This is a genomic window from Chromobacterium haemolyticum (assembly GCF_009936155.1).
Classification (GTDB): Bacteria; Pseudomonadota; Gammaproteobacteria; order Burkholderiales; family Chromobacteriaceae; genus Chromobacterium; species Chromobacterium haemolyticum.
Genome location: NZ_AP019312.1, coordinates 908,269 through 929,149, shown reverse-complemented (window position 1 = coordinate 929,149; position 20,881 = coordinate 908,269). Strand labels below are relative to the sequence as shown.

Genomic DNA, 20,881 nt, shown 5'->3' with positions numbered 1-20,881 from the left:
AGGACCACTGAATGAGCGCGCAACAAACCATCCAGCAAACCGTGACCGACAACCCGGTGGTGCTGTTCATGAAGGGCTCGGCCCAATTCCCACAATGCGGCTTTTCCTCCCGCGCGGTGCAAATTCTCAAAGCCTGTGGCCTTGAACAGTTCGCGACCGTAGACGTGCTTCAGGACGCCGACATCCGTCAGGGCATCAAGGATTTCTCCAACTGGCCCACCATTCCGCAACTGTATGTCAAAGGCGAATTCATCGGCGGCTCCGACATCATGTATGAAATGTTCCAGAACGGTGAATTGCAAGAGCTGCTGAAAGACCTGTAAGCACCTCTCCCAGGTCCCGGCCATGGCCGGGACCTTTGTTTTTGCAGCGGAATTTACCGTTTCGAAAACACCCGCCATGTCATACAATCAGGGTGACATCCGCTTGCCCAACCCAAACCGCCCCATGCCGACACATCAGGAAACCAAAGCCGTCCTCAGCCCCGCCAGCGCCATGCCTATCGAAGAGATCTGGCGCGCGCTGGTCAACGATCAGCTCATCCCCTGGTTCCAACCGATAGTCGAAATCTCCAGCCGGAAGGTGATCGCCGCCGAGGCGCTGGCGCGCTGGCAGCATCCGGCGCTTGGCGTGTTGTCGCCGGTCAGCTTCGTGCCGGCGATGGAAGAGCGCGGCATGATCCGCGAACTCACCGAACTGATCCTGGAAAAATCGCTGTACGCCTGCAGCGATTGGCAGGAACGCGGCCATGACATTCCGGTCACCATCAACCTGACCTCGATGTCGCTGGACGACGACAGCCTGTGCGAGCAACTGCTGCAGAAAGTGCGCATTCTGGGCCTGGAGCCAGCCAAGCTGACCTTGGAGTTCTCCGAATCCACGTTGCGACAGCACTGGCAGAAAGCCGACGCGCAGCTGTCCCAGTTGCGCACCGCCGGCTTCGGCATCGGCATCGACGAATTCGGCATCGGCGTCACCCTGACCGATAAACTGCTGATCAGCCATTTCAGTCTGTTGAAAGTGGATCGCGCCTTCGTCCAAGGCGTCAGCTCCAACCAGCATCTGCAAGCCATCCTGCGCGAAGACATAAGCCTGGCCAAAGCGTCCGGGCTCACCACTGTGGCCATCGGCGTGGAGGACACCGCCGACCTGGCCACGCTGGCCGAACTAGGCTGCGACGCGGTGCAGGGCTATATCTGCAGCCCGCCGCGGGCCGCCGCCGAATTCTTGCAGTGGATTTCGGAATGGGAAAAGGGGTAAAATACGGCCCCATACCAAATACCCCGCACCGGCAGCCCAAGACCTTCCAAGGCTGTCGGCTTCATATAATTAATACCAAGAGCTGCTTTTGGCGCGCCCGCGCCGAAAGCAGCTTTTTGCCAAGGTATGGGAACGTCTCATGAACATCACCGTCGTCCAGCATCCGCTGGTGCAACACAAACTCGGCCTGCTGCGCGAAGCCGACACCAGCACCATGAAATTCCGCCAGTTGACCCAAGAGCTGGCGCGCCTGCTCGCCTATGAAGCCACCCGCGACTTCGAACTGGAAAGCGTCACCATAGACGGCTGGTGCGGCAAGATCGACGTCCAGCAAATCAAGGGCAAGAAAGTTACCGTGGTGCCCATCCTGCGCGCCGGCATCGGCATGCTGGACGGCGTGCTCGACCTGGTGCCTTCCGCCAAGATCAGCGTGGTTGGACTGGCCCGCAACGAGGAAACGCTGGAGCCGGTGTCTTATTTCGAGAAGTTCGTCGGCAATCTGGACGAACGCATCGCCATCATCATCGATCCGATGCTGGCCACCGGCGGCTCGCTGGTCGCCACCATAGACCTGCTCAAGCGCAACGGCTGCAAACAGATCAAGGCCGTGGTGATGGTGGCCGCGCCCGAAGGCGTGAAGATCGTCAACGACGCCCATCCGGACGTGCAGATCTACGCCGCTTCCCTCGACAGCCACCTGAACGAGCACGGCTACATCATTCCCGGCCTGGGTGACGCCGGCGACAAGATCTTCGGCACCAAGCAAGCCTGATCATGAGCCATTCCAGCGCCGCTGCCCCGTTCCGGACGCGGCGTTTTTTTGCGTGCCTCATCCGGTCTCAGCCATGACAATACGCCCCGCGGCCGCCAGCGACTTGCCCGCCATCTGCCGTCTTGCCGACGAAATCAATCTGCAACACCATCTTGCGTTGCCGCACACTTTCGCCGACAACGGCGCCGCAGACCGCGACAGCGCGTTCTGGGCCGGTCAGCTGAACACGCCCAACGCCGCGCTGCTACTAGCGGAGACCGATGGCGAGGTCACCGCCTTCGTCGCCTTGACCCTGCTGGACCTCACCCTCCCCTTCCTGCTGCCTCGACGCATTTGCCGCGTCGCCACGCTAGTGGTCACGGCGGAGCGGCGTGGGCAGGGCCAAGGCTCAGCCTTGCTGAACGCGGCCGAAGACTGGGCGCGGCGACATTCGGCCGACGAGATCCGGCTAGAGGTGAAGGATTTCAACCAAGCCGCGTTGAACTTCTACTTGCGCCGAGGCCTGGAACCGCAAGCGCGCATTCTCGGTAAACGGCTGCTTTAGGCCATGCCCCCCATTCAGACAGAGACGACCCCAGAGGCTAAAATCATGCTCCAACAAATCAAGCTGGCCGTGTCCGGCGCCCAGATCCTGTTCGTCGCCTTTGGCGCGCTGGTGCTGGTGCCGCTGCTGACCGGCCTCAATCCGGCGATGGCGCTGCTGGGGGCCGGCATCGGCACCCTGCTGTTCCAGTTGTACACCGGGCGCCAAGTGCCGATCTTCCTCGGCTCCTCCTTCGCCTTCATCGGCCCCATCATCTATTCGATGCACACCTGGGGCCAGGGCGCGACGCAGTTCGGCCTGTTCTGTGCCGGCTTCATGTACTTCCTGTTTTCCGCCGTGGTCCGCTGGCGCGGCATGGCCTTCGTCAACCGGCTGCTGCCCCCGGTGGTGATCGGCCCGGTGATCATGATCATCGGCCTGTCGGTGGCCACCGCGGCCTCCGGCATGGCTATGGGCCTCGCCGGCGGCAAGCAGGTCACGCCTTACGCGGTGTCCATGCTGCTGGCGGCGATCTCCCTGACCACCACCATCATCGTGTCCATCTTCGCGCGCGGCCTGTTCAAACTGGTGCCCATTCTGGCCGGCGTCATCGTCGGCTATATCGCCGCCGCGCTGTTTGGCGTGGTGGACTTCGCCAAACTGGCGGCCGCGCCCTGGTTCGCGATGCCGGCCTTCCACAGCCCGGAAGTCAACTGGGCGGCCGCGCTGTTCATGCTTCCGGTGGCCATCGCCCCGGCGATTGAACATATCGGCGGCGTGATGGCGATAGGCGGCGTCACAGGCAAGGACTACACCCAATCGCCCGGCCTGCACCGCACCCTGTCCGGCGACGGCCTGGGTGTCTGCGTAGCCGGCCTGATCGGCGGCCCTCCGGTGACCACGTACGCCGAAGTCACCGGCGCGGTGATGATCACCCGCAACTTCAACCCGGTCACCATGACCTGGGCCGCGCTGTTCGCCATCGCCATGGCCTTCTTCGGCAAGTTCAACGCGCTATTGCAGTCCATCCCGCTGCCGGTGATGGGCGGCATCATGGTGCTCTTGTTCGGCACCATCGCCTCCATCGGCCTGAAAACCCTGATCGAGGCCAAGGTGGACCTGATGGAACCGCGCAATCTGGTGATCATCTCGGTGGTGCTCACCTCCGGCATCGGCGGCCTCAGCCTGAAGCTGGGCGATTTCGAGCTGGCCGGCGTTGGCCTTTGCTCGCTGCTGGCCATCGTGCTGAACTTGTTGCTGCCCAAGCAGGCCACCAGTCACGACGGCATCGTCGAGGGCCAGGACATCTAAGATGTCTGTTCATAATCTGCTGCGCTTCGTGAGGCGTGACACGGTGAGTACCGCTTCGAAATGCTCATGTACCACTCGACCATTCCGCTTTCTCAGCGGTTTTCGCCTTGTCTCGCTCTGGCTCGCCAGATTTTGAACTGGCTCTAAGAATCTGCCCGCGGCACGCATGACCAGCCGGCCTCCTCACGGACGCCGGCTTTTTCACGGCCGGAGTTCGCCCGCTTCCACCGCCTGCTCCAAACGCTGAATGAACCACTGCAACGCCTTGCCAGGCTGTGCCTGCTTCCAGGCAAAGCACATCTGGTGGTCCGGACTGTCCTCGGCCACTTCCTTGGCCACCAGATCACCGCTGGCCAGATAAGGCCCCACCATGGAGCGCGGCAGATAGCCGCTGCCCAGGCCGGCCAGGATCACATCCAGCTTGGCGAGGCTGCTATGCACGGTCAGCACATCCTGACCATCGAGCAAACCTCCGGTGCGCGGCTGCAAGCGTCGTGAAGTGTCGCCTATCGCCACCGCGCGGTGCTGACGCAGCACATGCGGCGGCAGCGGCTTATCCTCCGCCGCCAGCGGATGACCGGCGGCCACCACCAGCACAAAATCGTAACTGCCTATGGTGCGGGTGAAATAGTCGCCGGGAGGCGGCATATTAGGCGCGCCTATCACCAGATCGGCGCGGTCGTCGTACAGGGCGTCCCAAGTGCCGCCAAAAATCTCGCTGCGGAAAATCAGTCGCGTGGCCGAAGCCAGTTGATCGAATTCCGCGATCAACGGGATTACCTGGCCAAAGTCCACCAGATCCCCGATCACGATGCGCAACTGATGCTCCCAGCCCTGGGCTTGCTTGCTAACCCTCAGCTCCAGCTGACGCGCCGCGTCCAGCAGATGGCGGCCGTCCTTGAGCAGACGCTCGCCGGCCGGCGTCAGCCGGGCGCGGTGTCCGCTGCGATCGTATATCTGCACGCCCAAACTCTGTTCCAGCTTCTGCACGGTGTAAGTCACCGCGGAAGGCACCCGGAACAAAGCGTCCGCTGCGGCGGCGAAGCTGCCGTGGTTGTCGATGGCGTCCAGCACCAGCAAAGCATCGAGTGATAGTTTCATATTCAAATTTACTGATGGTTCAGTGCAAATCATTCCGCTATCTGCGGCCAAAAAACATCCTTAATATTCAGTCACTAAGTCGCGCAGCCTGCCAGAGCGGGCAGCCTGACTCCTTAGCGGAACGCCGGATCGATTCTAGCATTTTGAACATCCAGGCTGCCGCCAAGCCACTTAATCACACAAGGATTTTGACCATGTTGAAGCAAACCGTTATCGCCGCCCTGTCCCTGATCGTTCTGTCCGGCGCCGCCGCAGCCGGCGGCGAAGGCGCCAGCAACGCCCGTGAAATGCGCGAGCGCATGCAAACCCAGATCGCCGCCAAGCAGGCGCAAACCCCGGCCCAGGCTCAGCAAGCCAAATAAGCGCGCACCCCACACTTTACAAGGAATTCCCCATGTTGAAACACACCGTTATCGCCGCCCTGTCTCTGATCGTTCTGTCCGGCGCCGCCACAGCCGGCGGCGAAGGCGCCAGCAACGCCCGCGAAATGCGCGAACGCATGCAAGCCCAGATCGCCGCCAAGCAAGCTCCGGCTCCGGCCCAGACCAGCCAGGCAGGCCGCTAATCCAGCTTTGTAAACGCGATCAAAGTTCATTAGCACACGATCACAATCGTTTACCGCACTGCGGCAAAGCCCGCCATAGAATGTCGACTCAAGCCCTGTCGCCGGCCCCAAACAATCCGGCCGCGGCAAGATCGCAATGAAAGGAAATCACCATGAAGAAAACCGTACTCACCGCACTATCCCTGATCATCTTGTCCGGCGCAGCCATGGCCGGCGGCGAAGGCGCCAATAACGCCCGCGAAATGCGCGAGCGCATGGATGCCCAGATCGCAGCCAAGCAAGCCGCCGCTTCGCAGCAAACCCCAACAGCCGGCGCTCAGACCAACCAGTCCGCCAGCTAAGATGGCAAGCCGCCCCTCCCGCCCGCGCTCCGCGGCGGGAGGCCAAGCCCCCCCCGCGAAACGCGATTCACACTCGTTTGCAAATTGATCGCCGCCATGACCGGACAAAGTCCCGGCACTCACTAGAATTCAATGGCGATGCAGGCCGCTAGCACAGCGACAAGCCTCGCCAGGCCCTTAGCCGACCTCCGTCGACGCCCTGCGCCGAGCCGGTCGACCGGTCGATTTGCCATGAAAGGAAACATCATGCTGAAGAAAACCGTACTGACCACTCTGTCCCTTATCCTGCTGTCCAGCGCCGCGATGGCGGGCGAAGGGTTGTCCAATATGTGGGAAATGCGCGCGCGCATGGACGCGCAATTGCAAGGACAGCAGCAGCAAGCGCCGCAAGCGCAAGACGCCGCAGGCAAGTAAGCCGCGCGACACTCAGCCAGCGCCTGCCTACGCAGGCGCTTTGTCATTCCAGCCCGCGCAGCCGCGCCATGATCAGCGTGTCCTCATAGCGTCCGGCGCGCAATTGCTCCTTGCGTCTGCGTCCCTCCAGCTCGAAGCCGAACTTGCGGTACAACGCTATAGCCGGCTCGTTGTCGTGCACCACGGCCAGTTCCACCCGCAGCAGCCCCAGCCAATTATCCGCTAGCCCAAGCACCGCCCTCAGCAATGCCGATCCCACGCCGCGACCGTGCCATTCCGGATGCACCACGATAAACAGGCTGGCCGTATGCCGGATGCGCGGGCGTTCACCACAAATCAAACCGGCATTGCCTATCACCCGGCCATCGCTGTTACAGGCCACCAGGGAATGCACATGTGGCTGCGCTTGCGCCAGCTTGCGCCGCCAGTCTTCAACCGATTGGTAAGGCAGCTGCAAGGTATTGGCCACCACCTCCTCGAACACCATCATCGCCGCCAAGGCCGGCGCATCCTCCGGCTCAACCTTCCTGATCAGTAAATCGTGCATAACATTCCCCCGAAAATTGCAATTCAGAAATCACCATCATGACTGGGAGAAGCTTGCAACGGCAAGAACAATGACATTCAGATGCCGTGATGGCGCATGTCCGGGCCAAAAGCGGTATCCTGAACACCGCGACCAAGACCAATAAGCAAAAGGAGAATAGGATGCTGATGCACAAGGAACAGGCCAGCCTGCTAGTGGTGGACATCCAGGAAAAGCTGGCGCCGGCGGTAGTGGACGCGGCCGGCATGGCGGCGCGCTGTCGCTGGCTGATAGGCGTGGCCGCCGATCACGGCCTGCCGGTAGTGTTTTCCGAGCAATACCCGCGCGGCCTGGGGCATACCCTGCCGGAACTGCTCGCCCAAGCGCCCGACTCGCAAGTGGTAGAGAAAACCCACTTCTCCTGCGTTGCGGCGAACTGTCTGCCGGAAACAGTCCTAGTCCGGCCTCAAACCATCGTTTGCGGCATGGAGGCCCACGTTTGCGTGCTGCAAACCGTGCTGGAACTGCTGGAACTGGATAAACAGGTCTTCGTGGTGGCGGACGCGGTATCCAGCCGCAAGGTGTCCGACATTGAGCTGGGTTTGCAGCGGATGCGAGACGCCGGCACCGTCATCGTCAGCAAGGAAATGGTGTTGTTCGAATGCCTGCGCCAAGCCGGCGGAGAGCACTTCAAACGAATGAGCCAGCGTTACCTGGTGGGCGAGCAGCCATAACGCAAAAATGAAACGGGGCCGTCGGCTTCGCCGATCGACCCCGATCCAAGGCGGCTTTGCCGCTCTCTTATCCCCTTTGGAGACTGGCGCGAGACACCGGGCCATGCCCTGGCGTCACCAGATCGCTTTATATTTAGCAATTGCCGTGCCAAGTTAACAGTAACTGGCCAAGCCATTGATTAATTAATACCTTTGCAACACAAGACCGCTCAAAGCATGGTGTAATGAATGCCTGCGGGCACAAGTTGCACCAAATAAAGGCAAAAACCCCAATAGGGCGCACCAAAAAAGTGCAATGCGCGGCGACGGTCTGAACTTTCTCAACCTCTCCTACGCCTAATATCCGACTACACTCGGCGGTTTTGCATCCGGCCCAGATCTGCTCCACAGGCCACCTGCAACACCCCGCCACTCAACGGGCAGCCGCCGCAGCCCGCCACGATAACGACAATAGGAAAGCACATCATGCAAGCAAGCGTTTTCAAGGACATTCTCAACACCCTGCCCGCCGTCGACGATATCCGCGCCATCGTGCTGCTGGACGCCAGCGGCGAGCCGGTCGGCCGTTTGGAGAATCAGCCCGGCACCGCCGGTTCGGTACGCGTCTACCATGCCCTGATCAAGAACCACGGCCACATTGACCGCAAGGCCGCGCGCGAAGGGCTGGCGCTTTACGCTGAACATACGCCGGACGCCCGCGCCAATCCGGGCAAGCACCCCAATATCGACCGCCTGCTGTCCATCGCCGAGGCCGACGCCCCCGGCCTGCGAGCGCGCCTGGTACTAAATCAGGACGACTGAAACGCCCCGCGCGCCCAAACAAAAAGCCCGCTCGGATGAGCGGGCTTTTTCGTAAAGCGATTCCCGAAAGCGGAAATTAAGCTTCGGCAACAACCACGATCTTGATCGGGGTAACAACGTCGTGATGCAGAGCGATCTCGATGTCGTACTCGCCGATGGCCTTGAACGGGCCGTTCGGCAGGCGAACTTCGAAACGCTTAACCGGCACGCCGAAGGCGGTCACGGCTTCAGCAACGTCGACGTTGGTCACGGAACCGAACAGACGACCGTCAACGCCGGCTTTCTGAGCGATGGTGACAACCGCTTCGTTCAGCTTCTCGGCGCGGACCTTGGCGTCAGCCAGGATCTCGGCTTGCTTGGCTTCCAGTTCGGCGCGGCGAGCGTCGAACTCTTTCAGGTTGGCTTCGGTAGCGCGCTTGGCTTTGCCTTGCGGAATCAGGAAGTTACGACCGTAACCATCCTTGACTTTAACCACATCACCCAGTTGACCCAGGTTGGCAACTTTTTCGAGCAGAATGATTTGCATCTTTTAAGTTCCTTTCCCGGCTTAGTGCTGGTCGGTGTACGGCAGGAAGGCCAGGAGGCGAGCACGCTTGATAGCAGTGGTCAGCTGACGCTGGTAGCGGGCCTTGGTGCCGGTGATGCGAGCCGGGATGATTTTGCCGTTTTCGGCGATGAAGTCCTTCAGGAGATCAACGGATTTGTAGTCGATTTCCTTGATGCCTTCTGCCGTGAAGCGGCAGAACTTCTTGCGCTTGAAGAGTTGACGAGCCATTTTGACTAACCTTTTACAAATTCAACATATTCGATATTGAGCACTAACCGCGGATTCCTGAGGCTGCGCTGGGACAGAAAGCCGGTGAGGTTCACCGTGTTTCCCGCCAGTTTCCCGGAAAACTTCCGGGCTTCTTCGCCTATCAGCACGGCCTGTATTTCGCAGGCCACATCCCGATCAAAACCGTGAGCTGTCTGTCTGGACTGATGCTTGAGCCACATTTCCAATACCGGCAAGCCGGCGGGGGTGTATCTCAGCGCATCCTCGCGGTCGACCGTGGCGGTCAGAGCCAGACGGTTCTGCAAGACCTCGCTCCTCGCCGATTAGGCGGAAGCTTCAGCCTCGGCTGCCGGCTGCTGGGCGTCCAGCAGGTTCTTGGCCTTTTCGTCCTTCATCATCGGGGACGCTTCGGTAACCGCGCGATCCAGCTTGATGGTCAGGTGACGCAGAACAGCGTCGTTGAACTTGAAGGCGTGTTCGATCTCGGCCAGGGTTTCGGACTGGCACTCTACGTTCATCAGAACGTAGTGAGCTTTGTGCAGCTTCTGGATCGGGTAAGCCAGTTGACGGCGGCCCCAGTCTTCCAGACGATGGATCTTGCCCTCAGCGGCCAGAACCATGCCCTTGTAGCGCTCGATCATGGCCGGAACCTGTTCGCTCTGGTCCGGGTGGACGATGAACACGATTTCGTAATGACGCATGTTAACTCCTTGTGGCTATTGAAGCCTTTTGCCATGCAGTTGCAAAAGGCAAGGGGTTGAAACCGCAGCATTCTACGCGCTTAGGCGGTGACAAGCAAATAAAATCAGTGCCTTCCGCGCCGCGGGGTATGCGTATGTGGCAAAAACGGCGGCTTGGCGTCTGCAAGAGTCCCGAGGGCGTGGACAAACGGATTCTCAGAGCCTGTACAAAGGCTCGCGAACCAGGGCGAGACAAGGAGAAAACGAGCGAAAAAGCCGAGTGTACGAGGGGTACATGAGCATTTTGAGCTTGTACTCACCGTGCAACGCTCCACGAAGCGCATCAGACTTTGAACAAGCTCTCAGAGCTTTTTGTCACGCGAGATGTCCACCACCACCCCATTGCTCAAGGTCACGGTGGTGGTGTAGGGAACCGCGTCGTTGGCAAGCCAGGACAGCGTACGGGTACTAGTTTCCACCACCGTGTTGGCGCCCTTGGTTTTGACCGTCGGACCGTTGCTGCTGTAGTCGGGGGCACCGGTCTGAGATACCAACTCGGCCTCGGACATGCCCTTATGCAGCTTGATGTAGACCTCGAACGGGATAGGCCCCGCCGTGGCCAGCGCGGAAACGAGAGAAAGCAAAACAGCGAGCGGGGTTTTCATACGTACTCCTTTGCGACGGCGCGGTTCAGCGCACTTTTTTGACCACATCTATCAGTTCGGTCACCATGCCGGTGGCGTCGCCCTGATGCAGCGCGCGCGCCACGCAGCCTTTCATGTGATTTTCCAGCAGTTGCATGGACACCGCGTCCAACGCCGACTTCACCGCCGCCACTTGGGTCAGGATATCCACACAGTAGCGATCCGCCTCCACCATGCCGCTGATGCCGCGCACCTGGCCCTCAATGCGCGCCAGCCTCTTGACCAGCGCGCTCTTCCCCGGCTGCACCACGGTTTTATCGGAAAGCGGGGCCGCTGCGTCGCAACAGCCGTCCTGCGGTTTTTCTTGCGTCATGTCCATCCTAATCCAAGCGGGTTCAAAGCGAGCCCGGCCATGCTTAAAACAGGCCGGGCAACAGCCATTGTGACGCAGTTGCGCACGGCCGCCTAGGCCTCTACTTTCAGCATGCCCATCATCCCGGCGTCCTCGTGTTCGAGGATGTGGCAGTGGAACATGCGCAGGCCTGGCATGTCCTGACGGAAACGCAGTCGCAGCGTCTCCCCGGCGGAGACATTGGCCACGTCGCGCCAGGCCAGGAACGGTTCATCGCGCCAGACGCCGTCCTTGCGGCGCGCCAGCGCCTGGAACTGGGTGCCGTGAATGTGGAAGGGGTGGTCCATATCCGCTTGGTTCACGATCTCCCACTCTTCCACCAACCCCACCTTGCCCACAAAGTCAGCCCGTCCCATATCGAAGGTTTTGCCGTTAATCAGGAACATCGCGGCGGGATTGGCCATATCCTCGGACAGCACCACTTTGCGCCGCACCGCGGGCTCGCCCAAGAGCTCGATCTCGCGCAGTCTCGCCGGCAGCTGCGCAGTGGTTTCGGTCGCGGCTCCGCGGCGCAGCTCCAGCAGCGTCAAGGTGTCTTCCTGCTCGGCCGACATCATCTTGCCGCGCCGATACGGCAGGGCCAACAGGCCGGCGCCATGACCAGGCGCGAAGCGTCCGGTCACCACCAGCTCGGCGCGGGCACCGGGCGGCAGCGAGAGGCTGTCGATGCGGCGCGGCCGCTGCAGCAGGCCGCCGTCGCTGCCGACCAGTTCCAGTTCATGGCCGGGCAAGGCCAACTTGAGCACGCGCGCACTGGTCGCGTTCCAGATCCGCCAGCGTTGACGCTCGCCCGCGCCCAGCGTCAAATGCGGTCTCCAAGCGCCGTTGACCAGCACGAACTGGCCTTCGCGGCCGTCCATGCGATCCGCTTCGCTGCTGGCCGCTATCTTGCCTTCGGCGTCCAACTTCAGGTCCGACAACACCAGCCTTTGCTCCGGCAGATGCGCCAGCGGATCGCTGCGGCTCTTGACCACGAACACGCCGGCCAGCCCCATATACACCTGCTCGGCGGTATGGCCGTGCGGGTGCGGGTGATACCAATAGCTGCCGGCGCAGCCTTGCGGCAAGGTGAAACGGTATTCGCGGCTCTGCCCCGGCGCCACTGGGTCTTGCGGATTGCCGTCCTGGTCCGCCGGAATCGGCAGGCCGTGCCAATGAATGGTGGTGGGCTGGGACAGGCGGTTTTCGAAATGCAGCCGCACCTCGTCGCCTTCAAACACTTCTATCGTAGGTCCCGGCACCTGGCCGTTATAGCTCCAGAACACGGTAGCGGGCTTGCCCGGCAGCAGCGGCAACGCTTGCGCGCCGGCGCTCAAACCAGCTTGAAACACGCCGGGGGCCGCACTCTGATTGCGCAGCAGCGGCAGGACCGGCAAGGCAAGGCCCGCCGGCAGGCCAAGGCCGGCCGCGGCCGGCGCCGTCTCCGCGCCCATCGCGCCATGCCCCATCGCGCCATGATCGACGGCTGACGGCTGCGCCGCCCAGGCCTGCCGCAGCAGCGGAACCAAGGCCAACGCCGCGCCGGCGCCGATGAATCCACGTCTATCCATCACTGCACTCCTCTCTTAATAGGATACCCAGGTAAGGTATCAACAAGACTATGGCTGCGCCAGATCGGTTCCAAATTCTGTCTACTTTTTTAGGCCGGCATCTGATCACAGTCAAACCGAGCGCCCAAAGAAAAGCCCCCGCGTTGCGGGGGCCTGGTTTTCGGGACAACCGGAATCAGTCGGCCTTGGCCTGGGCCAGCGTGCGCTGGCGACGGCTTTCCGACAACACCATGCCGGCGGACACCGACACGTTCAGGCTCTCCACGGTGCCGAACATCGGAATGGACACCAGCACGTCGCAGTGTTCGCGGGTCAGCCTGCGCATGCCCTCGCCCTCCGAGCCCATCACCCAGGCCAGCGGGCCGGCGGCGTCGCAGTGATAGAGGTCGGTGTCCGCCTCCATGGTGGTGCCGGCGATCCAGATGCCGGCGTCTTTCAGGTCTCGCAAAGTGCGCGCCAGATTGGTGACCGTGATATAGGGAATCACTTCCGCCGCGCCGCACGCTACTTTGGACACAGTGGCGTTGAGGCCGGCGGAACGGTCCTTGGGCGCGATCACCGCGTGCGCGCCCATCGCGTCCGCCACCCGCAGGCAGGCGCCAAGATTGTGTGGATCAGTCACGCCATCCAGAATCAGAAGCAAGGCCGGCTCGCTCAGATTATCCAGCACGTCGTCCAGGTGCACGAAATTGCGGCTGGCGTCTATGGTGGCCGCCACGCCCTGGTGGCGGGCGTTGCCGGTCATGCTGTCCAGGCGCTCCTTGTCGACGATGTGCAGCTTGATGCCTTCCTCGGCGGCCTTGTCTATCACCGCCTTGGCGCGGGCGTCGTGGCGGCCGCCGGCCAGCCAGATTTCCAGCAGGCTCTTGGGGTTCTGCCACAAACGGGCATTGATGGCGTGAAAGCCGTGGATCAGGCGTTTGTTGCTCATGGCGATTCTCTAATGACAATCCCGCCATTTTAGAGCGCGCGGCGGTTCAGGGCAAAACCGGCTTGCTTTCAGCTGCCCAGCACCTCCACGCCGGACATCAGCTCCAGTTGCCGCTGCTCGCCCACGGCGACGATGCCGGCCAGCAAGGCAGGCAATTCCGCCGCCGGCACCGGGCGGCCAAAATGATAGCCCTGCAGCAAGGCGCACCCCTTGCTGGTAAGGAATTGCGCCTGGCGCTCGCTCTCCACCCCCTCCGCCACCACCTGGAATTGCAGCTTGCGCGCCATCGCCAGGATGGCCTCGGCGATGGCGGCGTTGTCGCCGTCGTCCGGCAAGCCTTCAACGAAGGATTGATCAATCTTCAAAGTGTCCAGCGGGAAACGCTTCAGATTGGACAATGAGGAATAACCCGTGCCGAAATCATCGATGGACAAGCCCACGCCCAAGGCCTTCAACTCGCCCAGTTGGCGCACCGCCTCCACCGGGTTGAGCATGATCATGCTTTCGGTGATTTCCAGCTCCAGCCGCGCGGCGGACAGGCCCGCGGCCCTCAGCGCGTCCGCCACCTTGAACGGCAGCATCTGCTGTTCAAACTGGCGCGCGGACAGGTTCACCGCCAGCCGCGGCACCGTCAGGCCCTGACGGTCCCAGGCCGCCAACTGGCGGCAGGCCTCTTGCAGCACCCAGTCGCCGATGGGTTTGATCAGGCCGGTTTCCTCCGCCAGCGGGATGAAGCGGCCCGGCGGCACCAGGCCCAGTTGCGGATGGCGCCAGCGGATCAGCGCTTCCGCGCCCAGCACCCGGCGGCTGACCGCGTCCACCTGCGGCTGGTAGTGCAGCTCCAGTTCGCCGCGCTCCAGCGCCAACCGCAGGCCGTTCTCCAGCAGCAGGCGTTCGAAGGTCTGGGTGTTCATTTCCGCGGCGAAGAACTGATAGGTGTTCTTGCCCGCCTCCTTGGCGCGGTACATCGCCACGTCCGCGTTCTTGAGCAGGGTCTGGGCGTCGGTGCCATCGTTGGGATAGACGCTGATGCCTATGCTGCCGGTGACGTAGACCTCGTGGTTTTCCAGCCGCAGCGGCTGGCCCAGCGCCGCCAGCGTGTCTTCTGCGGCGGCCACAAGGGCGGCGGCGTCCTTGAACCCTGTCATCACCAGGGTGAACTCGTCGCCGCCCAGCCGCGCCAGCAAACCCCGCGCGCCCACCGCCCGCTGCAAACGCAGCGCCGTCTCGCGCAACAATTCGTCTCCGGCCTGATGGCCGAAGGAGTCGTTGATCAGCTTGAAACGGTCCAGATCGATGAACATCACCGCAAGCGAGCCGCTGGCGCAATCCAGGCTGATGATGGCTTCGTCCAGCCGCGCGGTCAGGCTGCTGCGGTTGGGCAGTTGCGTCAGCGGATCGTGATTGGCCAGGAACTGCAAGCGTTCCTCGGATTGCTTGCGCAAGGTGATGTCGGAAAATACCGCCACGTAGTTGCTGAGCGCGCCGCCGGCGTCGCGCACCGCCGAGATCGCCAGCTCTGCCGGATACCACTCGCCGCTCTTGCGGCGGTCCTGCATCTCGCCCTGCCAATGGCCGCGGTCCGCCAGCGCTTCCAGCATCGCCTGCCGGCCCAGCTGCTTCTGATCTCCAAAGATGCGCGACACCTTGCCCAGCGCCTCGTCCTCGGCGTAGCCGGTAATCCGGCTGAAAGCGTGGTTGACCGCGATGATGCGCGCCTCGGCGTCCATCAGCAGAATGCCTTCCGCCGAGTTTTCGAACACCTTGGCCGCCAGCCGCAGATTGGCGTCCGCCGCCAACCGTTCGGAAATATCCATCACCACGCCGATGATGGCCTTCTTGCCCTCGTAATCGAACAAGCGGCTGTGGATCTCCACGTCCACCACCACGCCGTCCTTGCGCACCGCGCGGGTGCCGTACTGCAGCACCGCGATGTTCTCGCGGTAGCGCTTGACGATCTGCTGGCGGATGCGCACCGCCTCGCCCGGCACCAGCAACAGGTCCATCGGCATGCCTTCCAGCTCCTTGGGCTGATAGCCGACAATGGCCGCCAGCTTGGGATTGGCGTAGATCAGCTTCTCGTCCTGCAGGATGTAAATGCCTACCAGCGATTGCTCCACCAGAGCGCGGTAACGCTCCTCCGCCTCGCGCTTGGCCTTTTGCTCCTGACGGGTCTGAGTGATGTCGGTATCCACGCTGCCCACCCCGGCCGGGCGGCCATGAGCGTCGAACAGGGGAAACTTGGTGACCAACAAATGGCTGAGCACCCCGTTGAACAGGAAGCTCTCTTCAAACTGGCGCGGCTCCAGGCAGGACAGCACCACAGCGTCCTGCGCGCGGATTTGCGCGGCGTCCACCACATCGAACAACTCTTCCACCGTCAAGCCCTGCATGCCCTGCGGCGAGCGGCCCACCCGACGCGCATAGGCGGCGTTGGCCAGCAGAAAGCTGCCGTCCAGACCCTTCAGCGACATCATATTGGGGCTGTTGTTGACCAGGGATTCCACTCTGGCGCGAAATTCACGCAGCGCGCTCTCGTTCTGGCGATGGCCATCGGCCAACACCGATACCAGCAGAGTCGCGCAACTCAAGGCCAAGGTCAGCGCCACCTCGCTGGCGCCGTTAAGCGCGCTAGCGTGCATGGTCAACTCCGGCGCCAGCACGTACAGCGACAGCAGACCGAGCACCCAGGCCCCCACCAGCGCCGCGCCGCGGAAACCCACGCGGAAAGCAGCCCACAACATCAGAGGAAAGAACACCAGTTGGCAGGGCAGCGAATAAGCGAGGCTACTGCCCAGCAGGCTAAGCCACGCCACGCAGGCCAAAGCCAGGATCAGGCCGGTTTCCAACACCTGACGCCGCGTCGGCGTTGCGCCGGACGCATACAAGGCCGGCGGCACGCACAAGGACAGGGCCAGCCCGGACACGCCCCAAGCCTGCGCCGCCCACGACCACAAGCCCTCCATGCCGAACCAGCGCCATCCGGCGCCGGCGGCCAGACCGGCCAGCAGAACCGACGGATAGCAGGCCAAGCGCAGCAGCAGCCGCAACAAGTCCGCCGGCTGACGCACCGCCAGCCCTCCGCGCAAGCCGGCCGCGTACAGACCGGGCGCCAACGCGTACAGGCTGATCAGCAGCAGAGCGGCCCATTGCGGCGACGACCATTGAGCGGCCAGCGCGGCGGCGGCCACCGGCCACCACCAGGACTGCCGCCAGCCGCGACGCAAAAGACGATAACTCCATACGCCGTGAGCCAGAAAGGCCGCCAGCGAAAACCCCAATACCGGCTCGCGCGGCCAGAATGCCGTGCACGCCAAAAACCCGAGAAACACCGCCGCGTCCCGGCAAGCCGATCCGACTGTCACACCACCCCGCTCCCGTTCGCGCCGGCGCTCTGCCGCGCGCCGCAATTAACTTTGCATTAAAAAATCAAATGCATATATGCCAAATGAAAAACAAAACCACCCGACTGACATACAATATATGCAATTGCCGGATGCAGCCAGACAATGCCGATGAAAATATTCACCCCGCCGAACACAAGCCGCGCCGACCTTGCGCAAGCCCAGCGAACGGCGCGCGGCGGACGGCTGCTATAATCCCGAAACCGCCAAGCCCGAAACCGCCAAAACTAGTGAAGCAGCATGTTGGATAATCTCCCGCGGATACCTCCCGCCAGTCAGAAAACTCGTCACGGACGCCTGCCCGCCGGGCTGGACGCCAACATCGTCGCCCGCCTCGCAGCCCAGCGGCGTCCGCTGCTCATCCTCGCCGCCGACGCGCAATCCGCCCAACGCCTGCAAGCCGAGGCCCCATTCTTTGCGCCCTCGCTGCGCGTGGCGCTGCTGCCGGACTGGGAAACCCTGCCCTATGACCACTTCTCCCCCCACGGCGAACTGGTCAGCGAACGGCTGGCCACCTTGTGGCAGATCCATCAGCGCGAATGCGATGTGATCATCGCCCCGGTCGGCACTGCGATGACGCGGCTGGCGCCGATAAGCTATTTGCTGGGACGCACCTTTTTCCTGCAAGCCAAGCAGCGGCTGGACGTGGAACAGCTGCGCGCCAATATGGTCACCGCCGGCTACCACCACGTCACTCAGGTGATGGCCCCGGGAGAATTCTCCATCCGCGGCGGCTTGATCGATCTGTTCCCAATGGGCTCGGCGCTGCCTTACCGCATCGATCTGTTCGACGACGAAATCGACAGCCTGCGCACCTTCGATCCGGACAACCAGCGTACCCTGTACCCGGTACCGGAAATCCGGATGCTGCCGGCGCGCGAGTACCCGGCGGATGAAAGCGGCGTCACCGCCTTCCGCCAGCGCTACCGCGAACGCATCGAAGGCGACCCCAGCAAAAGCCGCATCTATAAAGACGTCTCTCAAGGCCTGTGGCCGGCCGGCATCGAATACTTCCTACCGCTGTTCTTCGACGACACCGCCACTCTGTTCGACTACTTGGGCGACGACGCGCTGATTGTGTTGCACCATGATGTGCAACACGCCGCCAACGTCTTCTGGCAAGACGTGGAAAGCCGCTACGACATGGCGCGCGGCGATCTGGAACGCCCGGTACTGCCGCCGGCCGACATTTTCCTGCGCCCGGACGAACTGATGGCGCGGCTCAAACCCTACGCCCGCATCGAACTGGCCGGCGACGGCGAGCTCGCGGAAGGCTGCGCCCCGCTGCCGGAGCTGGCGGTGGAGCGCCGCGCCGAGCAGCCACTGCACAAGCTGGACGCCTTCATCCGCAGCGGCCGTCAGCGCATCCTGATTACAGTGGAAAGCCTGGGCCGCCGCGAAACCGTCCACCAGTTCCTGCAAGAGCACGGCATTAAGCCGCGCCCGGTGGACGGCTGGGCCGAATTCATCGCCGGCGAGATGCCGCTGGCGCTCTGCGTGGCACCGCTCTACACCGGTTTCGCCCTGCCCGGCGCCGGCATCGCCGTAGTCACCGAATCCGAGTTGTACCAACATGTGGCGCGCAGCCACACCCGCCGCAAAAGCGCGCGCGCCGGTTCCGACTCCATGCTGCGCGACCTGGCCGAAGTCAAGGCGGGGGATCCGGTGGTGCATGAGCAGCACGGCATCGGCCGCTACGTGGGCCTGGTGTCCATGGACCTGGGCGAAGGCGAAACCGAACTGATGCAACTGGAGTACGCGGACAGCGCCACCCTCTATGTGCCCGTCAGCCAACTGCACCTGATCTCCCGCTACGCCGGCGGCGCGGCGGACCAGATCCACCTGCACAAGCTGGGCAATCCAGCCTGGGAAAAAGCCAAGAAACGCGCCGCGGAAAAAGCCCGCGACACGGCCGCGGAACTGCTCAACCTTTACGCGCAACGCGCCGCGCGGGAAGGCCACAGCTTCAGCCTGTCCCATCAAGACTACGACGCCTTCGCCGCCGGTTTCGGCTTCGAAGAAACCCCGGACCAGGCCAGCGCCATCGAAGCCGTGGTTCAAGACATGTGCTCCGGCAAGCCGATGGACCGGCTGGTCTGCGGCGACGTCGGCTTCGGCAAGACCGAAGTGGCGCTGCGCGCCGCCTTCGTCGCTGTCCTTGGCGGCAAACAGGTGGCAGTGCTGGTGCCCACCACCCTGCTGGCGGAACAGCATTTCCAGAATTTCTCCGACCGCTTTGCCGACTGGCCGGTGAAAATCGCAGAACTCTCCCGCTTCCGCAGCGCCAAGGAAAGCAAGGCCTCGCTGGCCGGCCTGGCCGACGGCGGCGTCGACATCGTCATCGGCACCCACAAGCTGGTGCAGCCGGACATCCAATTCAAGAACCTGGGCCTGGTTATTATCGATGAGGAGCACCGTTTCGGCGTGCGCCAGAAAGAACAGCTCAAACGGTTGCGCGCCAATGTGGACGTGCTGACGCTGACCGCGACGCCGATTCCGCGCACCCTGTCAATGGCGCTGGAAGGGTTGCGCGACTTCTCCGTCATCGCCACCGCCCCCAGCCGCCGGCTAGCGGTGAAAACCTTTGTCAGCCCGATGGCCAACGGCGTGATACGCGAAGCGGTACTCCGCGAACTCAAGCGCGGCGGCCAGGTTTTCTTCCTGCACAATGAGGTGGACACCATAGAAAACATGCGGGAAAAACTGGCGGAACTGGTGCCGGAAGCACGCATTGGCGTGGCCCACGGTCAATTGCGCGAGCGCGAGCTGGAACAAGTGATGCGCGACTTCCTGCAGCAGCGCTTCAATGTGCTGCTGTGCTCTACCATCATTGAAACCGGCATCGACATCCCCAACGCCAACACCATTCTGATCAATCGGGCCGACAAGTTCGGCCTGGCCCAGCTGCACCAGCTGCGCGGCCGCGTCGGCCGCAGCCACCACCAGGCCTATGCCTATCTGCTGACGCCGGAAGGCATCACCAAAGACGCGATGAAACGGCTGGAGGCCATCCAGATGTCCGAGGAGCTGGGCGCGGGCTTCTACCTAGCGATGCACGACCTGGAAATCCGCGGCGCCGGCGAGGTGCTGGGCGAAGGCCAATCCGGCGAAATGCAGGAAGTGGGTTTCTCTCTGTTCACCGAAATGCTCAAACAGGCGGTGCGCGACCTCAAAAAAGGACGCACTCCGGACCTAGACGCGCCACTGGGCGTCACCACTGAAATCAATATGCACAGCCCGGCGCTGCTGCCGGACGGTTATTGCCCCGACGTGCACGAACGGCTGGTGCTGTACAAGCGGCTGGCCACCTGCGAGAGCGAGCAGGAAATCGACGACATTCACGAAGAGCTGATCGACCGCTTCGGTTTGCCGCCGCAAACCGTCAAGACCCTGATAGACAGCCACCGCCTGCGCCTGCTGGCCAAGCCGCTGGGCGTGCAAAAGCTGGACGCCAGCGAGGTAGCCATTCAGGTTCATTTCGTCAAGAACCCGCCGATAGACCCTATGAAGATCATCCAGTTGCTGCAAACCAAGCGCAATTACCGGCTGGCGGGCCAGGACAAGCTGCGCGTGGAGGCCGATATCCAGGACGTGGCGCTGCGCGTGGTCAGGGTCAAGGAACTGCTGAAGGAGCTGAGCGCCTAAGAACCTGTTTACGATCTGCTGCGCTGCAGCGATACGGCGTTGAAAACCGCTTCGAAATGCTCATGTACCACTCGTACATTCCGCTTTCTCAGCCGTTTTCGCCTTGTCTCGCTTTTGCTCGCGAGATCGTAAACACGTTCTAAGAGCGGCCAACAAAACGTCTGATCTTGCGTTGCACCGCCTTGCCTCAGCCGTGAAACTGATTGTTGTTAGCCGATCTGAAGAAGAGGTTCACGATCTCGCGACGGATCATGAATCTTTCCTTCGGTGCACCAGCGACGGTCAAGCCAAAAGCATAACCGTCCGGCAAAACCAAGCCGTCGGCATCCGCCCCGGACGAAAGAAGAAAGCGCTTACTTGAGCAATATCAAGACAAACGAGGACAGCGACTCTGAGGCAAAAAGCCTTGCCCCTTGTTTTTACAGGAAAAATTAACGTCACAGGATTGAAACCGAAAACCCTGTGGATAACTTTGTTGATAAAACTGTGCAA

Annotated in this window: 23 protein-coding genes; 12 read left to right on the top strand and 11 right to left on the bottom strand. The window is 62.1% G+C overall.

All coding sequences use genetic code 11. The features are described 5' to 3' along the window. The first annotated feature begins 11 nt into the window (after window positions 1-11). The 5 genes from grxD to GYH29_RS04135 all read left to right on the top strand — a co-directional run bounded on the left by grxD (window position 12) and on the right by GYH29_RS04135 (window position 3,866). Window positions 12-323, top strand: a complete 312-nt coding sequence (grxD, locus tag GYH29_RS04155; protein ID WP_043592002.1) for a Grx4 family monothiol glutaredoxin — start codon at window positions 12-14, stop codon at window positions 321-323. 124 nt (window positions 324-447) lie between these two features. Then, on the top strand, window positions 448-1,260 hold the full coding sequence (locus GYH29_RS04150) for an EAL domain-containing protein (RefSeq protein ID WP_161523217.1): 813 nt from the start codon (window positions 448-450) through the stop codon (window positions 1,258-1,260). A 139-nt stretch (window positions 1,261-1,399) separates the two neighbouring features. Then, entirely contained in the window at window positions 1,400-2,032 is a 633-nt protein-coding gene (gene upp, locus GYH29_RS04145; protein ID WP_019100726.1) for a uracil phosphoribosyltransferase, read from the top strand. A gap of 73 nt (window positions 2,033-2,105) precedes the next feature. Beyond that, window positions 2,106-2,576: a GNAT family N-acetyltransferase gene (locus GYH29_RS04140; RefSeq protein WP_161523216.1), complete on the top strand. Its 471-nt coding sequence runs from the start codon at window positions 2,106-2,108 to the stop codon at window positions 2,574-2,576. Window positions 2,577-2,621: 45 nt separating this feature from the next. Beyond that, window positions 2,622-3,866, top strand: coding sequence for a uracil-xanthine permease family protein (locus GYH29_RS04135; RefSeq protein WP_043632440.1), 1,245 nt, complete (start codon window positions 2,622-2,624; stop codon window positions 3,864-3,866). A gap of 201 nt (window positions 3,867-4,067) precedes the next feature. Here GYH29_RS04135 and GYH29_RS04130 read toward each other — a convergent pair whose 3' ends face one another. Continuing rightward, on the bottom strand, window positions 4,068-4,967 hold the full coding sequence (locus GYH29_RS04130) for a LysR family transcriptional regulator (protein ID WP_039754100.1): 900 nt from the start codon (window positions 4,965-4,967) through the stop codon (window positions 4,068-4,070). Window positions 4,968-5,161: 194 nt separating this feature from the next. Here GYH29_RS04130 and GYH29_RS24590 point away from each other — a divergent pair, with 194 nt between their 5' ends. The 4 genes from GYH29_RS24590 (at window position 5,162) to GYH29_RS24580 (ending at window position 6,287) form a co-directional block, all read left to right on the top strand. Then, on the top strand, window positions 5,162-5,329 hold the full coding sequence (locus tag GYH29_RS24590) for a hypothetical protein (protein WP_019100730.1): 168 nt from the start codon (window positions 5,162-5,164) through the stop codon (window positions 5,327-5,329). A gap of 32 nt (window positions 5,330-5,361) precedes the next feature. Then, on the top strand, window positions 5,362-5,532 hold the full coding sequence (locus GYH29_RS24585; protein ID WP_174243633.1) for a hypothetical protein: 171 nt from the start codon (window positions 5,362-5,364) through the stop codon (window positions 5,530-5,532). Window positions 5,533-5,684: 152 nt separating this feature from the next. Continuing rightward, on the top strand, window positions 5,685-5,873 hold the full coding sequence (locus GYH29_RS24535) for a hypothetical protein (RefSeq protein WP_081554316.1): 189 nt from the start codon (window positions 5,685-5,687) through the stop codon (window positions 5,871-5,873). A gap of 246 nt (window positions 5,874-6,119) precedes the next feature. Next, window positions 6,120-6,287, top strand: a complete 168-nt coding sequence (locus tag GYH29_RS24580; protein WP_019100733.1) for a hypothetical protein — start codon at window positions 6,120-6,122, stop codon at window positions 6,285-6,287. A 43-nt stretch (window positions 6,288-6,330) separates the two neighbouring features. Here GYH29_RS24580 and GYH29_RS04125 read toward each other — a convergent pair whose 3' ends face one another. Continuing rightward, window positions 6,331-6,834, bottom strand: coding sequence for a GNAT family N-acetyltransferase (locus GYH29_RS04125; RefSeq protein WP_161523215.1), 504 nt, complete (start codon window positions 6,832-6,834; stop codon window positions 6,331-6,333). A 161-nt stretch (window positions 6,835-6,995) separates the two neighbouring features. Between GYH29_RS04125 and GYH29_RS04120 the strand changes: the two genes are divergently transcribed. Beyond that, complete coding sequence (locus GYH29_RS04120) at window positions 6,996-7,547, top strand: isochorismatase family protein (RefSeq protein WP_161523214.1); 552 nt, start codon at window positions 6,996-6,998, stop codon at window positions 7,545-7,547. A gap of 465 nt (window positions 7,548-8,012) precedes the next feature. Then, window positions 8,013-8,348: a DUF2322 family protein gene (locus GYH29_RS04115; RefSeq protein WP_043632431.1), complete on the top strand. Its 336-nt coding sequence runs from the start codon at window positions 8,013-8,015 to the stop codon at window positions 8,346-8,348. A gap of 76 nt (window positions 8,349-8,424) precedes the next feature. Here GYH29_RS04115 and rplI read toward each other — a convergent pair whose 3' ends face one another. From rplI to GYH29_RS04070, 9 genes are all read right to left on the bottom strand, one after another. Then, window positions 8,425-8,874, bottom strand: coding sequence for a 50S ribosomal protein L9 (gene rplI, locus GYH29_RS04110; RefSeq protein ID WP_043592018.1), 450 nt, complete (start codon window positions 8,872-8,874; stop codon window positions 8,425-8,427). A 21-nt stretch (window positions 8,875-8,895) separates the two neighbouring features. Beyond that, window positions 8,896-9,123, bottom strand: coding sequence for a 30S ribosomal protein S18 (gene rpsR, locus GYH29_RS04105; RefSeq protein WP_043592020.1), 228 nt, complete (start codon window positions 9,121-9,123; stop codon window positions 8,896-8,898). Window positions 9,124-9,128: 5 nt separating this feature from the next. After that, window positions 9,129-9,428 (bottom strand): primosomal replication protein N, encoded by a 300-nt coding sequence (priB, locus tag GYH29_RS04100; protein WP_019103684.1) that lies wholly within the window; start codon window positions 9,426-9,428, stop codon window positions 9,129-9,131. Window positions 9,429-9,446: 18 nt separating this feature from the next. Further along, window positions 9,447-9,824 carry a 30S ribosomal protein S6 gene (gene rpsF / locus GYH29_RS04095; RefSeq protein ID WP_043592023.1) on the bottom strand — a complete coding sequence of 126 codons (378 nt, stop codon included), beginning with the start codon at window positions 9,822-9,824 and terminating at the stop codon, window positions 9,447-9,449. Window positions 9,825-10,165: 341 nt separating this feature from the next. Continuing rightward, a complete protein-coding gene (locus tag GYH29_RS04090; RefSeq protein WP_081574638.1) occupies window positions 10,166-10,468 on the bottom strand; it encodes a hypothetical protein in 303 nt (100 codons plus the stop codon). Between the two features lie 25 nt (window positions 10,469-10,493). Then, window positions 10,494-10,820 carry a metal-sensitive transcriptional regulator gene (locus GYH29_RS04085; RefSeq protein WP_043592068.1) on the bottom strand — a complete coding sequence of 109 codons (327 nt, stop codon included), beginning with the start codon at window positions 10,818-10,820 and terminating at the stop codon, window positions 10,494-10,496. 92 nt (window positions 10,821-10,912) lie between these two features. Continuing rightward, entirely contained in the window at window positions 10,913-12,409 is a 1,497-nt protein-coding gene (locus GYH29_RS04080; RefSeq protein ID WP_161523213.1) for a multicopper oxidase family protein, read from the bottom strand. Between the two features lie 175 nt (window positions 12,410-12,584). Further along, window positions 12,585-13,340 (bottom strand): 23S rRNA (guanosine(2251)-2'-O)-methyltransferase RlmB, encoded by a 756-nt coding sequence (rlmB, locus tag GYH29_RS04075; RefSeq protein ID WP_019103594.1) that lies wholly within the window; start codon window positions 13,338-13,340, stop codon window positions 12,585-12,587. 68 nt (window positions 13,341-13,408) lie between these two features. Continuing rightward, complete coding sequence (locus tag GYH29_RS04070) at window positions 13,409-16,705, bottom strand: sensor domain-containing protein (RefSeq protein ID WP_232060508.1); 3,297 nt, start codon at window positions 16,703-16,705, stop codon at window positions 13,409-13,411. Window positions 16,706-16,984: 279 nt separating this feature from the next. Between GYH29_RS04070 and mfd the strand changes: the two genes are divergently transcribed. Then, window positions 16,985-20,389 carry a transcription-repair coupling factor gene (gene mfd, locus GYH29_RS04065; protein WP_161523212.1) on the top strand — a complete coding sequence of 1,135 codons (3,405 nt, stop codon included), beginning with the start codon at window positions 16,985-16,987 and terminating at the stop codon, window positions 20,387-20,389. Window positions 20,390-20,881: the final 492 nt, after the last annotated feature.